Origin of the sequence: Cellulomonas sp., assembly GCF_017744555.1 — a bacterium.
In the GTDB taxonomy this organism is placed as follows: Bacteria; Actinomycetota; Actinomycetes; order Actinomycetales; family Cellulomonadaceae; genus Cellulomonas.
This window is the reverse complement of sequence record NZ_JAGIBD010000002.1, coordinates 31,781-45,665: the sequence shown is the minus strand read 5'-3', so window position 1 is coordinate 45,665 and position 13,885 is coordinate 31,781. Positions and strand designations below refer to the sequence as shown.

Sequence of the window (13,885 nt, the reverse complement as noted above, 5' to 3'; positions counted from 1 at the left end):
AGGCCGACGACGGGTGCGGCGACCCCCTCCTTCATGACCGAGGAGGAGCACCACACATGGCGAGCACGATCTCGCACCCGGGCCGCAGCCCCCGCCGCGCCCGCACGCTCATGACGGCGGCCGCGGCTGCGGCCCTGGCCCTGTCGGGCTGCTCGGCGATCGGCGCCTCCGGCTCCGACGGCGACGCCACGTCGAGCGCGTCGGGCTCGTCCGGCACCGTCACGCTCGTCACGCACGACTCGTTCGGCCTGTCCGACGGCATCCTCGACGACTTCACGAAGCAGACCGGCCTCACGGTCAAGGTCGTCCAGCCGGGCGACGCGGGCACGCTCGTCAACCAGCTCGTCCTCACCAAGGACGCACCGCTGGGCGACCTCGCGTACGGCATCGACAACTCGTTCGCGTCGCGCGCGATCGACGAGGGCGTCGTGGTCCCGTACACGTCGACCGCCCCCGCGGCGAAGGACGGCGAGCAGTACGCCGTCGGCGACAGCGGCGCGCTCACGGCGGTCGACATGGGTGACGTCTGCATCAACACGGACCACACGTGGTTCCAGCAGCACGGCCTCGCGGAGCCGACGTCGCTGGACGACCTCACGAAGCCCGAGTACAAGGACCTGCTCGTGGTCCCTAACGCGGTCACGTCGTCGCCGGGCCTCGCGTTCCTGCTCGCGACGGTCGGCGCGTTCGGCGAGGACGGCTGGCAGGACTACTGGACGAAGCTCAAGGCCAACGGCCTGAAGGTCGCGGACGGCTGGACCGAGGCGTACATGACGGACTTCACGGCCGGCGGCGGCAACGGCCCGCGGCCGATCGTGCTGTCCTATGCGTCGTCCCCGCCGTACACCGTGCCGGACGGTGGCACCGAGCCGACCACGGGTGCGCTGCTCGACACCTGCTTCCGTCAGGTCGAGTACGCGGGCGTGCTCGCGGGGGCGAAGAACCCGACGGGTGCGCAGAAGCTGCTCGACTTCCTGCTGTCCGACGAGGTGCAGGACGACATCCCCGGGTCGATGTACATGTACCCGATCAGCAGCACCGCGACTCTGCCCGACGACTGGGCGCAGTGGGCCCCGCTGGCCACGAAGCCGTTCACCGTGGCGCCCGATGAGATCACGCAGAACCGCGAGGCGTGGCTCGCCGACTGGTCGGAGACCGTGATCGGCTGATGACGACGGCGACGACGACCCGACCCGACCTGCCGGTGACCGGCGGGCCGGGTCGGGTCGTGCGTCCGCGCCCGTCCGGGGGCACCGTCGTGTTCTGGGCGGTTGCCGTCGCCGTCCCGCTGCTGTTCCTCGGGGTGTTCTTCGCGTGGCCGGTCGTCGTGATGGTCGGCAAGGGGTTCGTGGCGGACGGGCACCTGGACCTGTCGGGGTTCGCGGAGGTGTTCTCCCGGCCGCGCACGTGGCGGATCGTCGGGCTGACGCTCGCGCAGGCGTCGATCGCGACGGTCGTGTCCGTGCTGCTGGGCGTGCCAGGCGCGTACGTCCTCTACCGGCGACGGTTCCGCGGGCGCGGCGCGGTGCGTGCGCTGGTCACGGTGCCGTTCGTCCTGCCCACCGTCGTGGTCGGTGTCGCGTTCCGGTCGCTGCTCGTCGACGGCGGCCCGCTCGGGTTCCTGCACCTCGACGGCACGTTCGCCGCGATCGTGTCGGCGCTCGTGTTCTTCAACTACGCGGTCGTCGTCCGGGCCGTCGGGGGGCTGTGGGAGCGGCTCGACCCGCGCGCGGCCCAGGCCGCCCGGGCCCTCGGCGCGTCGCCGTGGCGGGCGTTCCGCACGGTCACGTTGCCCGCGCTGACCCCCGCGATCGCGTCCGCCGCGTCGCTGACGTTCCTGTTCTGCGCGACGGCGTTCGGCACCGTGCTGGTGCTCGGCGGGCTGCAGTTCGGCACCGTCGAGACCGAGATCTGGATCCAGACGACGCAGTTCCTCGACCTGCGCGCGGCGGCCGTGCTGTCGGTCGTGCAGCTCGTCATCGTCGCCGGGGTGCTCGTCGTCGCAGGCCGGGCCCGGTCCCGGCAGGAGCGGGCGCTCGCGCTGGGTGCGCCGGCGCAGACCGTCCGGCCGCTCACGTTCCGTCGGCCCGCTGGGCGGCCGCGCGGTGACGGGCACGCAGCCGCGCTGGGCGCCGTCGCCGTGACCGCCGCCGTCGTCGTGCTCCTCGCGCTGCCGCTGGTCAACCTCGTGGTCCGCTCGCTGCGCGTCGGCGACCGCTGGGGCGTCGACCACTACACCTCGCTCGGCACCACCGGCGGCGCGCTGACCGTGACCGTGTGGCAGGCGACGCTCAACTCGCTGCGCGTCGCGGTCGACGCGACCGTGCTCGCGCTCGTCGTCGGCGGGCTGGTCGCTCTCGTCGTGTCGCGTCGTCCCCGCCGGGTGGCCGGGAGGAGGGCTGTCGCGGGGCTGGACGCGCTGTTCATGCTGCCGCTCGGCGTCTCCGCCGTGACCGTCGGCTTCGGGTTCCTGCTGTCGATGCACCGCCCGTTCGGGCTCGACGTCGACCTGCGGACGTCGCCCGTGCTCGTGCCGATCGCGCAGGCCGTCGTCGCCGTGCCGCTCGTCGTCCGGACCGTGCTGCCCGTGCTGCGCGCGATCGACCCGCGCCTGCGTGAGGCCGCCGCGACGCTCGGCGCCGGACCGGGCCGCGTGCTGCGGACCGTCGACCTCACCATCGCCGCCCGGTCCGTCGGTCTCGCCGTCGGGTTCGCGTTCGCAGCGTCGCTCGGGGAGTTCGGCGCGACGTCGTTCCTCGCGCGCCCGGATCGGCCCACGCTGCCGGTCGTGATATTCCGGCTCATCGGGCGGCCAGGGGCCGACACGTACGGGATGGCGCTCGCCGCGTCCGTGGTGCTCGCGGTGCTCACCGCCGGCATCGTCGCGGCGTGCGAGCGGCTGAGGGCTGCAGGAACGGGAGGCGAGTGGTGAGCGCAGGTCTGGTCGTCAGCGACGCGGTCGTCCGGTACGGGACGACGACCGCCGTCGACGGGGTGACGCTGCACGTCGCGCCCGGCGAGGTCGTCGCGCTGCTCGGGCCGTCCGGGTGCGGCAAGTCGTCGCTGCTGCGGGCCGTCGCGGGGCTAGAGCCGCTCGCGGGCGGGTCAGTCGCGTTCGACGGGGTCGCGGTCGACGACGTCCCCGTGCACCGGCGCGGCTTCGGGCTGATGTTCCAGGACGGGCAGCTGTTCGCGCACCGGGACGTCGCCGGGAACGTCGCGTACGGGATGCGGACGGCGGCTGACCGGGCGGCGCGCGTCGACGAGCTGCTCGATCTCGTCGGCCTCGCCGGCTACGGCCCCCGCCCGGTCGCGACCCTGTCGGGCGGCGAGCGTCAACGCGTCGCGCTCGCCCGGGCCCTCGCACCCGCGCCCCGGCTCCTGCTGCTCGACGAGCCCCTGTCGGCCCTCGACCGCGCGCTGCGCGAGCGGCTCGCGGTCGACCTGCGGGCCGTGCTCGTCGCGACCGGCACCACCGCGGTGCTCGTCACGCACGACCAGGACGAGGCCTTCGCCGTGGCCGACCGTGTCGCCGTGATGCGCGCCGGGCGGCTGCTCCAGGTCGACGCGCCGGCCGACCTCTGGCGCCGCCCGCGGTCCCGCGAGGTCGCGGAGTTCCTCGGGTACGAGGCGTTCGTCGAGGCGTCGTCGGTCGCCGCGGCGCCACTCGTCGAGGCGCTCGCGCGGGACCTGCGGGACGACGACGTCGTGGCCCTCGCCGAGGGCGCCTTCGTCGTGCGCACCGGCGGCGGCGACCCGGACGCCGTCAAGGGCGAGGTGCGCGGCGTGACGTCCCGCCGGGGCCGGTCCGAGGTGCGCGTCGACGTCGAGGGCATCGGCACCGTCACCGCGCTCGCGCCCGTCGGGGCGCGGTTCGACGCGGGCACGGTCCTGCCGCTCGTCGTCGACGCCGACGCGCTCGCCGTCCTGCCGGCGGGCGACTGACTCGTCGGTGGGCATGCGCCCGCCCCCCGCACTACGGTCGGAATCGTCCGGGCAGCACGGACCGGGCACCCGCCGACGAGGGGTGAGAGCGATGACGCTGGACCGCCGCGAGATCGTGTCGATCGACATCCCGGTCCCGATGGCGACCGTCTGGGAGCACCTGCGCGACCCGCAGCTCATCCACCGCTGGTACGGCTGGGACGAACCCGGGCTCGACGACGAGATCCACCGGGTGTTCCTCGACCGGTCCATCGAGGAGCACGTGTTCGAGGGTGACAAGGTCGTCCACGAGCGCCCCACCGAGGGCCGGCGCATCGAGGGCGACACGACCACCCGGCTGCTGTCGTGGCCGCACCACAAGGGCGACGTCGTCGCCGTCCGGTCCACCGTGCACGAGCCGGGCCACTCCCACTTCATCGTCACCCGCCCCAGCCACGACGGCCGGTCCACGTACGACGGCGTGCGCGACGAGGTCGACGAGCACTGGATCGCGTCCGCCCAGCAGCTCAAGTTCGCGCTCACCGTGCAGCCCGGCCAGGACCGGCGCACCCTCAGCGTGTTCGGGCTCGACGCCGGCGACCGGCACGACCGGCTCCTCGACCGGGCCGGGTTGCGCGGCATCCGGGGCGTCCCGATCGGCGGGCACGTGCAGGCCCGCCGGCCCGACGGGACGCTGCTCGGCGGCACGCTCGTCTACAAGGAGGAGCAGCAGTTCGGGATCGCCCTGCACGGCATCACCGAGTCGTTCCTCGTGATCTTCGAGACGCCCGTCGCCAGCCGGCCGCCGCACGGGACCATCGGCGCCGTGCTCAGCACGTACGGGCTCGACGACCCGACGTTCGAGCAGGTCCGCGAGCGCTGGTCCGGGTGGTGGCGGGGGGCGCTGCCGAGCGGGCAGGCCGCGGCGGTCTGACGACGACGAAGGCGCGCGGCCCGTCGGCTGCGCGCCTTCGTCGTGCTCACGCCCGTCCCCCTCAGGTGAGGCGGAGCTGCCACTCGCCGGAGCCACCCGCCGGGCGGAAGCCGAGCGCGATGTTGATGTCGAGCATGTACGAGTTCTCCTCGGCGTTCCACGTGCCGACCCGCCGGACCGTCGGACGCTCGCGGGCCAGGTGCTCGAGGTTCGCCGCCTTCACGAGCATGCCAAGCCGACGGCCACGGTGCTCCTTGATGACGAGCGTGTCCTCCTGCGCGACGTACCGGTCGGTGTGCGGGAAGACGAGGAACACCGTGTACGCGGCGAGCGTCCCGGTCGGCACGTGCTCGGCGGCCGTGACGAGCAGCTCCCAACCGCGCTCGGCGAACTGCGCCTCGGTCGTCCGGATGCGGGCCGCGTCCCAGACGTCCTCCTCGTAGTCGAGGTCGCCCAGCGGCACGTCCGTGCTCATCCGCGTGTTCAGCCGGGCGTACTCGTCGACCCACTCGTCGGGGCAGCGCGAGCCCCAGTGCAGCAGCCGGTACTCGTCGCCCGCCCGCTCCTGCGCCGCGGCCCGGTGCGCCGCGAGGAACGCCGGGTCGAGCGGCACGTCGAGCACGGAGTACCGGTCGACCTGCGCGAGGTCCCATCCCCGCTTGAGCGCGAACCGCACCGACGCGGACTCGGTGTCCACCCGGCCCGACCCCGTCGAGGGCGTGAGGGTCGTCGGTCCCTCGGGCGGCTCGACGCGCTGGTCGGTCGACGCGATCATCGTCGTCCGACCGGCCGCGCGGGCCACCTCGATCGCCCGGTCGTGCAGCGCCGAGCCGACGCCCTGCCCCTGGTGCGCGCGGAGCACGCCCATGTCGAACGTCGCCTGGTGCGTGTTGTCCTGCAGCGGGAGGTTCATCGCGAGGAAGCCGCACGGCTCGCCGCCCTCCGGACCGGCCATGAACCGCAGCTTGCGCACGTACGTCTGGTCGTGCAGCCCGCCGAGCTCGTCGGGCAGGCTCCGGTGGAAGTCGTCGACGCCCCACGACTCCTCGATGACCGCGTTGCGCACATCGAGGTACGCGCGCAGCAGCTCTGCGCCCGGTGCGTCCGCGGTGGCGGGGACCGGGATCTCGGTGATCGACCACGATGTCATGCCGACCACGATCCGCCTGTGCCGTGCGCGGGTCGAGGCGATTTACTTCGAGCATGCTCGAACTCATCGGCTGGGCCGGGTCGCTGCTCGTCATCGTGTCGCTCATGCAGGCGCGTGTCCTGCGGTTCCGGGTGCTGAACCTCATCGGCGCGTTCCTCGCGACCGTCTACAACACGGCCGTCGGCATCTGGCCGTTCGCCGCGATGAACGCCGTCATCTCCGTCATCGACGTCTACTGGCTGTGGCGTCTCACCCGCGAGCGGCACGACGACCAGGTGTACGCCGTCGTCGAGGTCGCGCCGGACGACGCCTACCTGCAGCACATCCTGCGGGTGCACCGCGACGACATCGCGTCGTTCCAGCCGGGGTTCACGGGTGCCGACGTGTCGACGCCGGGGGTGTCCGCGGCGGGAGCGAGCGGGCCGGTCGGCGCGGGGACGGGTGCTGCTGCTGCTGCCGGCGACACCGTGGCGGCGGCCGCCGGGGACGGGCGGGCGTCGTTCCTCGTCGTGCGCGGGGACGAGACCGTCGGCGTGGTCGTCGTGCGCGGGGTCGGCGAGGGAGTCGGGCGCGTCGAGCTCGACTGGGTGTCGCCACGGTTCCGCGACTTCACGCCGGGGGAGTTCGTGTACCGGCGCAGCGGGGTGTTCGCGGCGCACGGGTTCCGGACGCTCGTCGTCCAGCCAGGGCCGAAGAGCACCGAGTACCTGCAGAGGGTCGGGTTCCAGCCGCGCGACGGGGTGTGGGAGCGGCAGGTGGAGGACGTCGCGGCCTGACGGCGCCGCGGTGCGCGTGCACGTGGATGTGGACCACCACGAGTAGAGTTTCGGATAACCGAACTTTCAGGAGGTCTCGTGGACGCCGAGGTCCCGCGCACGGTCGCCGACGACGTCGTCGGTGACGTGCTTGACGACGGCCTCGACGCCACCGACGGCCGGCCCGCCCGGATCGTCGGACGCACCGCGGCGACCGGGACCGCCGTCCTCGACCGCCCCGCCCCGCGGCTCGGCCGCGCCCGCACCCCGCTGCTGCTCGGGCCCGCGTTCGTCGCGGCCATCGCGTACGTCGACCCGGGCAACGTCGCCGCGAACCTCACCGCCGGCGCGCGCTACGGGTACCTGCTGCTGTGGGTGCTCGTCGTCGCGAACGGCATGGCCGTGCTCGTGCAGTACCAGTCCGCGAAGCTCGGCCTCGTCACGGGCGACTCGCTGCCCGGCGTGCTCGGCAGCCGGATGCGCCGCGGCCCCAGGCTGGCGTACTGGGTGCAGGCGGAGGTCGTCGCGGCGGCGACCGACCTGGCCGAGGTCGTCGGCGGAGCCATCGCGCTGCAACTGCTGTTCGGCGTGCCGCTCCCGGTCGGTGGGCTGATCGTCGGGGTCGTCTCGATGGGGCTCCTGCTCACCCAGAACCGCTACGGGCAGCGGCGGTTCGAGTCGGTGGTCGTCGCGCTCCTGGCCGTCATCACGATCGGGTTCCTGTGCGGTCTGCTGGTGAGCCCGCCCGACGCCCGCGGCGTGCTGTCCGGCCTGGTCCCGCGGTTCGACGGGCCCGACTCGGTGCTCCTCGCCGCGAGCATGCTCGGCGCCACCGTCATGCCGCACGCCATCTACGTGCACTCGGCACTCGTCCGCGACCGGCACGGCAAGGCGTCCCTGTCGGCCCGCACGCACCTGCTGCGCGCGACGCGGTGGGACGTCGGCACGGCCCTGCTCATCGCCGGTCTCGTGAACATCGGGCTGCTGCTGCTCGCCGCGTCGGGCCTGCGCGGGGCGTCCGGCACCGACTCGATCGAGGGTGCGCACGCCGCGATCGTCGTCGCGCTCGGACCGGCCGTCGGCGTCGCGTTCGCCGTCGGGCTGCTCGCCTCCGGCCTCGCGTCGACCTCGGTCGGCGCCTACGCGGGCGCCACGATCATGGAGGGCCTGCTGCACCGCCGGGTCCCCTTGCTGGTCCGCCGCGTCGTCACCCTCATCCCGGCCGTGGTGCTCCTGGCCGTCGGCGCGGACCCGACGTGGACCCTCGTGCTCAGCCAGGTGGTGCTGAGCTTCGGCATCCCGTTCGCCGTGATCCCCCTGGTCCGCCTGACCCGCAACCGTGCGCTGATGGGCACCGCCCGCAACGGCCCGTGGCTCCACGCGGTCCTCATCACGGTGGTGGCGATGGTCGTCGCCCTCAACGTGACCCTGCTCTTCCTTCTGGTCACGACCTAACCCCGCCGCCGAGGCCGTGGGTTGTCGCCGAGTCCGGCGCTTCCAGGCCACGGTCTCGACGGGAAGCCACGGTCTCGGGGGGAAGCGCCGGAGAACCCGTCGACCGGACCACAGGTCGTAGGCGGTGGGTGGGCGTCCACAGCGGGCCAGCGACTCGTCCGGTGCTCCGGCGGGGACCCTCAGGGTGGGCGCATGCCTCGACGACCCGGCGACCCGCACCGTGCTCCGGCGGCCGTGCTTCCTCGTCTGCGACTTGCTCGTGACCACCCGCCGGGGACGCTCGAGCGCGCGGAGCGTTCCGGTCGTGTGGTCCGCGTGGCCCGGGGTGCCTACCTCGCGACGCGGTCGGCTGGGCCTGCGGGCGTCGACCCGGGATGGGCGCGCGAGGTCGCGCTCGCCCGCGTGCTCGGAGTGCACGACCGGCTACGCGCACCGCACTGGTTCGCCCGCGAGTCGGCCGCGCTGCTCTGGGGGCTCCCTGTGTGGACGCTGCCGTCGACCACACACGTCATGCATGCGCACAAGGCGTCCGGCAGCCACGACCGAGCCGTGTCGCATCATCGCGGCACTCCCCGGACGGCAGAGCAGGCGACCGTTCTCGGGGTACCGGTCACGTCTCTCGAGCGCACGGTCGTCGACTGCGCCGCCGCCCTCCCGCCCCTTGACGGGCTCGTCGTCGCCGACGCAGGTCTCCGCGCGGGAGCGAGCCGCCACGTGATGGCACGGTTGCTGGCCGAGCGTGAGGGTCGTCGAGGCATCCGGCGTGCTCGGGTGGTGATCGATCTGGCAGATGACGGAGCCGAGTCAGCTGGGGAGTCAGCGGCTCGCTTCGTGGTGCTGCGTGACGGCCTGCCGCTCCCGACCACCCAGGTGAGCGTCAGCACCCCTGCCGGCACGTTCTGGTCGGACCTCGGCTGGCCGGAGTGGAGGGTGGCCCTCGAGTACGACGGTCGGGGAAAGTACGCCGCCGAGGCAGGGGAGGCTTTCATCCGGGAGAAGCGTCGGCACGACGCCATCCAGGACGCCGGATGGCGCGTGGTGCGTGCGACGAAGGAGGACCTGCGTGGGACGACCCTGTCGCGCCGGGTCCTCACGGCGGCCCGGGTTGCCCGCTGGACCCCGACGGCCCGTCCCGAGCTCCGGGCTTGACCCGAGGACGTGGGTTCCCCGCGAGACCGTGGCCTGAAACCACCGGACTCGGCGACAAGCCACGGACTCGCGCCAAGTCGTGCCGACCTGTCAGGCGTCGCCGAGGGCCGCCAGGCGGGACTCCAGGTGGGTGCGTTCCGTCGGGTTGGTCACCAAGGTGAGGGCCTGGCGGTAGGCCGCGGCCGCCGCCGCCGGGTGGCCCGCCCGCACCAGGAGCTCGGCGCGGACGGCGGGGACGCGGTGGTGCCGGGGGAGGGCGTCCTCGAGGCCGTCGAGGAGCGACAGCCCGGCGTCGGGCCCCGACGCCTCGGCGACGGCGACGGCGCGTGCCAGACGGACGACGGGCGACTCCGTGAGGGCCTCGAGCTCGGCGTAGAACGCGGCGATCACGTCCCACCGCGTGGCGTCGGCCGTCGGGGCCGTGGCGTGCTCGGCGGCGATCAGGGCCTGCAGCTGGTACTCCTGCGTGAGCGCTGTCGTGCGGTGCGCGGACCGCTCGACCTCGATGTCGTCGGAGCCGGCCAGGGGTGCGTCGGCGCTGCCCTCCGCCGCGAGGAGCCCGCTGGCGCCGGCGCCCGGTCGGGGCCGGGCGGCGTTCCGCGGCTGGGGGTCGGGCGCGGACGCGGGGACGCCGGAAGGTGACGCCGCGTCCAGCGACCGGAGGATGCCGACCGCCTCGGCAATCTCGTCGCGGTGCCACCGGCTGCGGTCCTGGTCCGGCAGGAGGACGAGGGACCCGGACGGGTCGAGCCGGGTGTCCCGCCGGGAGTGCTGCAGCAGCAGCAGCGCGAGCAGCGCCCGCACCACGCCCCGGCCGGGCAGCAGCCCGTCGAGCGCGCGCAGCAGCCGGATGGCCTCGTCGCCCAGGTCGACGCGCAGCGGCACGTCGCCGACGCCGGGGTGGTAGCCGGACGTGAAGGCGAGGTAGACGACGGTCGCGACGACGTCCAGCCGCTCGTCGAGCCGGGCGGCGGGCGGGGTCGCGAACGGGATGCCGGACGACGCGAGCCGCTTCTTCGCCCGGGTCAGCCGCGCGGCCATCGCGGTCTCCTGCACGAGCAGCAGCCGCGCGATCTCGGCGGTCGTGAGGCCGACGACGAACCGCAGCGTCAGGGCGACGCGGTCGTCGGGCGCGAGGGCCGGGTGGCAGCACATGAAGACGAGCCGCAGCTGCTCGTCGGCGACGTGCGCGCCGGGGTCGACGGCGGCGGCCGCGAGCGCGCGCATCTCGTCGTCGATGACCATGAGCGGTTCCTTCCGGCGCAGCACGGACTCGCTGCGCAGCCTGTCGAGGACCCGGCGGCGGGCGGCGGTGAGCAGCCACGCCCCGGGGTTGGTCGGGATGCCGTCGTCGGGCCAGTGCTTGGCGGCGGACTCGAACGCGTCGGACACGGCGTCCTCGGCGAGGTCCGGCCGGGCGAACTGGCCGATGAGCAGGCCGATGAGCCGGGACCAGTGCGTGCGCCAGGCGTCGGCGAGCGCGTCGTCGACGGAGGCGTGCGCGCGTGCCGGCACAGCGGCGGCGTCCGTCATCCGGCCACCGGCCGGACCTCGAAGGCACCGGTCGTCGAGTCGGGCAGCACGTCCAGCACCGCGTCGAGGTCGGGCGCGTCGAGGAGCAGGACCCCGGCCAGCGGTCCGTCGTGCTCGTCGGACGGCCGGTCCAGCGCGAGCCGGCGCAGCACGGTCGTGGCGGTCTCGGAGGGCCGGACGACCTCCCGGGCGAGCACGGTGACGCCGCACCGTGCCGCCCGGGCGGCCAGGCCGCCGTCGTCCGCGGTCGTCCCGCGCTCCAGGACGACGAACCTCACGAGGCCCGTCCTGCGAGCGCCGCGTCCTCGGGCACGGGCCGACCGTCGACGTACGTGACGGTCGGCCGGAGCTCGATCGTGCCGCCGTTGACGAGCATCGGCTGCACGGCATCGGTGAGCGCGTCGAGGTCGTCGGTCGTGACGAGGTAGAACCCGCCGAGCTGCTCGACGGTCTCCGCGTACGGCCCGTCGGTCACGGTGAACCCGTCGCCGGACGGGCGCACGGACCGCGACCGGACGGCGGGCCGCAGCGCCGCCTGGCTCCGGATCGACCACCCGTGCGCCTCACAGTGACGACGGAACCCGAGGTGCGCCTCCCACGCCTGGGCCAGCGCGGCGGGCGGCAGGCCCGCCTCGTGCTCGTCGTCGCGGTGCAGCATCACCATGTACTCGGTCATCGGAGGTCCTCCCGGTCCGACGTGCGCCGGTGCGCCCGTTCGTCCTGATGACGCGCGAACCGCCCGCGGATCGACACTCACAGCTGCATGATCTCGCGCACCTCGATGCTGTAGTGCGCGGGGAGCAGGTGGGCGTGCTTGAGCACGGTGTCGACGTCGGGCGCCTCGGCCAGGTAGAAGCCGCCGAGCTGCTCGGCGGTCTCCGCGAACGGGCCCTCGGTGATCGTCGTCTCGCCGTCGGGTCGGCGGAGCGTGTGCGCGGTCGCGACCGGCTGCAGAGCCTCGCTCGCGAGGAACGTGACACCGTAGTCGGCGGCCCGGTCCGAGTACTCGCGGTGCTGCCGGAAGTACTCGGCCTGCTGAGCCTCGTCGGCCTCCGCCCACACGCGCTCGTCCTCGTAGAGCAGTACGAGGTACCTGGTCATGTCACACCTCCGAGTGGTCGACGACGGGACGGATCTCGGCGGTCTCCGACTCGCGCTGGAACGCACCGACGAGCTGGACGAGGTCGTCGAGGTCCGCAGTCTCGATGAGGTAGAAGCCGCCGAGCTGCTCGGCGGTCTCGGCGAACGGGCCCTCGGTGACCTGCAGGGGACCGTCGCCGCGCCGGACGAGGATCGACGTCGACGCCGCCTGGAGCTCCTCGCCGCCGACGATCTTGTGGCCGTTCTCGGCGCACCGGAGGCCGAACAGCCGGTGGTCCTCGTCGGTCCGCTGCACCAGGTGCTCGTCCCGGGCGGACCAGACGTTCTCGTCCCCGTGCAGGAGGACGACGTAGCGGGCGGTGGTCATGGCCTGTCCTTTCGTCGTCGCGAGCACCCTCACTGTGCCCGTCGGAGGGATGACGCGCGAGGGTCTGGGAAATCGACAGGCCGCCGGGTGCGACCCGGAACAGACTGGTGGACGTGCGACGTGCGGTGGTGACGGGCGGCGGGACGGGCATCGGGCTCGCGGTGACGCGGCGGCTGGTGGCCGACGGTGCGGACGTGGTGGTCGTCGGACGACGGCGCGACGTGCTCGACCGGGCGGCGGCGCAGGTCGACGCCGCGGCCGGCCGTCGGGCGGTGAGCGTGGAGACGGCCGACCTGCGCGAGCCCGACGAGGTGCAGGCGCTGGCGGACCGCGTGGTGGCGCGCGGACCGGTCGACGTCCTCGTCCTGAACGCCGGCGGCATGCTCGAGCGGCACGGTGGCGGTCTCGCGGAGACGGCCCGGCTGTGGACCGACGAGTTCCGGCTCAACGTGCTCACGACCGTGCTGCTCGGCGAGGCGCTGCTTCCGCACCTGACGCGCCCGGGCGGCCGGGTCGTCGCGATGAGCTCGGTCGCGGCGCTGCGCGGGGCCGGTTCGTACGGCGCGGCGAAGGCGGCGATCAGCTCGTGGGTCACGGGGACGGCGGCGGCCGTGGCGTCGGACGGGATCACGGTGAACGCGGTCGCGCCGGGGTTCGTGCCGGACACGGAGTTCTGGGACGGGCGGCTCGACGACGCCGAGCGGCAGCGGCGCGTGTCGCGGATCCCGGCGGGCCGGCCGGGGACCGTCGAGGAGGTCGCGGCGGCGGTCGCGTACCTGGCGGCGCCGGATGCGGGGTGGACGACGGGCCAGGTGCTGGCGGTGCACGGCGGGGCGGTGCTCGCCCGGCTCTGAACCCGATGTATCGATAGGGTTGCCAACGATAGGTCAGCGATATATCGTTACGGCATCCGGTCGAGGACGCACGTCCTCCCGGAGGCCGCCCGGCCGCGCGACACCGCGACGGCCCCGCGGCACGGCCCCCGCCGACCGGCCCGGGCCTCCGCGAAACCCCAGGAGCACACCCATGAACCCCCACGACCGACACCCCCGACGCGGCCCGCGGCCGCCCTACGACCCCACCACGCCGGACCTCGACGCCCGCGGGTGGCGACCCCGCCGCCGGCGCGACGACTTCCCCGGCTCCCCGTCCGACGACACCGGCCTCGACCCGCGCGCCGGCGACCCCCGCGGTCCTCGCGGCGGTCGGCCCGGGCCCGGCGCCGAGCCGGGCCACGAGCACGGCCACGACCATGGCCACGAGCACGGCCGCGGCTACGGGTACGGCTACGGCCGCGGCCCCGGTGGCCGCGGGTTCGGCCCCGGCTTCGGCCCGGGCGGCCCGCGCTTCGAGGGCCGCCGCGGCGGCCCCGGCGGTCGCCGTGCCGGACGCGGTGACATCCGCGCCGCGATCCTGCTGCTCCTCGCCGAGCAGCCCATGCACGGCTACCAGCTCATCCAGGAGATCCTCGACCGGTCGGGCGGCCAGTGGCGGCCCAGCCCCGGGGCGATCTACCC

The 13,885-nt window shown here is 74.2% G+C and carries 15 protein-coding genes; 9 read left to right on the top strand and 6 right to left on the bottom strand.

The genetic code is table 11. The annotated features are described in order from the left end of the window. Nucleotides 1-56 precede the first annotated feature (56 nt). The 4 genes from J7523_RS02425 (at nt 57) to J7523_RS02410 (ending at nt 4,858) form a co-directional block, all read left to right on the top strand. Entirely contained in the window at nt 57-1,169 is a 1,113-nt protein-coding gene (locus J7523_RS02425) for a thiamine ABC transporter substrate-binding protein (protein WP_291881770.1), read from the top strand. Further along, entirely contained in the window at nt 1,169-2,932 is a 1,764-nt protein-coding gene (locus J7523_RS02420; protein ID WP_291881767.1) for an iron ABC transporter permease, read from the top strand. The genes J7523_RS02425 and J7523_RS02420 overlap by 1 nt, the downstream gene beginning before the upstream one ends. Beyond that, the gene (locus J7523_RS02415; protein ID WP_291881764.1) at nt 2,929-3,945 is read left to right on the top strand and encodes an ABC transporter ATP-binding protein; all 1,017 of its coding nucleotides are present in this window, start codon (nt 2,929-2,931) and stop codon (nt 3,943-3,945) included. Before J7523_RS02420 ends, J7523_RS02415 begins: the two co-directional genes overlap by 4 nt. Before the next feature lie 91 nt (nt 3,946-4,036). Further along, complete coding sequence (locus tag J7523_RS02410; RefSeq protein WP_291881761.1) at nt 4,037-4,858, top strand: hypothetical protein; 822 nt, start codon at nt 4,037-4,039, stop codon at nt 4,856-4,858. Nucleotides 4,859-4,919: 61 nt separating this feature from the next. On the opposite strand, the gene J7523_RS02405 is transcribed toward J7523_RS02410, so the two are convergent. Then, entirely contained in the window at nt 4,920-6,008 is a 1,089-nt protein-coding gene (locus tag J7523_RS02405; RefSeq protein WP_291881759.1) for a GNAT family N-acetyltransferase, read from the bottom strand. A gap of 53 nt (nt 6,009-6,061) precedes the next feature. On the opposite strand from J7523_RS02405, the gene J7523_RS02400 reads away from it, so the two are divergent. The 3 genes from J7523_RS02400 to J7523_RS02390 all read left to right on the top strand — a co-directional run bounded on the left by J7523_RS02400 (nt 6,062) and on the right by J7523_RS02390 (nt 9,367). Continuing rightward, nucleotides 6,062-6,784, top strand: coding sequence for a hypothetical protein (locus J7523_RS02400; RefSeq protein ID WP_291881757.1), 723 nt, complete (start codon nt 6,062-6,064; stop codon nt 6,782-6,784). Between the two features lie 249 nt (nt 6,785-7,033). Next, on the top strand, nt 7,034-8,218 hold the full coding sequence (locus J7523_RS02395; RefSeq protein WP_291882295.1) for an Nramp family divalent metal transporter: 1,185 nt from the start codon (nt 7,034-7,036) through the stop codon (nt 8,216-8,218). Between the two features lie 831 nt (nt 8,219-9,049). Further along, nucleotides 9,050-9,367 carry a hypothetical protein gene (locus J7523_RS02390; protein WP_291881754.1) on the top strand — a complete coding sequence of 106 codons (318 nt, stop codon included), beginning with the start codon at nt 9,050-9,052 and terminating at the stop codon, nt 9,365-9,367. 90 nt (nt 9,368-9,457) lie between these two features. On the opposite strand, the gene J7523_RS02385 is transcribed toward J7523_RS02390, so the two are convergent. From J7523_RS02385 to J7523_RS02365, 5 genes are all read right to left on the bottom strand, one after another. Then, entirely contained in the window at nt 9,458-10,900 is a 1,443-nt protein-coding gene (locus tag J7523_RS02385) for a sigma-70 family RNA polymerase sigma factor (RefSeq protein ID WP_291881751.1), read from the bottom strand. Continuing rightward, nucleotides 10,897-11,178 carry a hypothetical protein gene (locus J7523_RS02380; protein WP_291881748.1) on the bottom strand — a complete coding sequence of 94 codons (282 nt, stop codon included), beginning with the start codon at nt 11,176-11,178 and terminating at the stop codon, nt 10,897-10,899. Before J7523_RS02380 ends, J7523_RS02385 begins: the two co-directional genes overlap by 4 nt. Beyond that, nucleotides 11,175-11,576, bottom strand: coding sequence for a YciI family protein (locus tag J7523_RS02375; protein ID WP_291881745.1), 402 nt, complete (start codon nt 11,574-11,576; stop codon nt 11,175-11,177). Before J7523_RS02375 ends, J7523_RS02380 begins: the two co-directional genes overlap by 4 nt. A 77-nt stretch (nt 11,577-11,653) precedes the next feature. Next, complete coding sequence (locus J7523_RS02370; protein WP_291881743.1) at nt 11,654-12,001, bottom strand: YciI family protein; 348 nt, start codon at nt 11,999-12,001, stop codon at nt 11,654-11,656. Between the two features lies 1 nt (nt 12,002). Further along, nucleotides 12,003-12,368, bottom strand: a complete 366-nt coding sequence (locus J7523_RS02365) for a YciI family protein (protein WP_291881741.1) — start codon at nt 12,366-12,368, stop codon at nt 12,003-12,005. 113 nt (nt 12,369-12,481) lie between these two features. Here J7523_RS02365 and J7523_RS02360 point away from each other — a divergent pair, with 113 nt between their 5' ends. Together J7523_RS02360 and J7523_RS02355 are read left to right on the top strand one after the other, a co-directional pair. Next, nucleotides 12,482-13,222 carry an SDR family oxidoreductase gene (locus J7523_RS02360; protein WP_291881737.1) on the top strand — a complete coding sequence of 247 codons (741 nt, stop codon included), beginning with the start codon at nt 12,482-12,484 and terminating at the stop codon, nt 13,220-13,222. Nucleotides 13,223-13,394: 172 nt separating this feature from the next. Then, nucleotides 13,395-13,885 (top strand): PadR family transcriptional regulator (locus J7523_RS02355; RefSeq protein WP_291881734.1); only part of this gene is annotated, 491 nt, incomplete at its 3' end.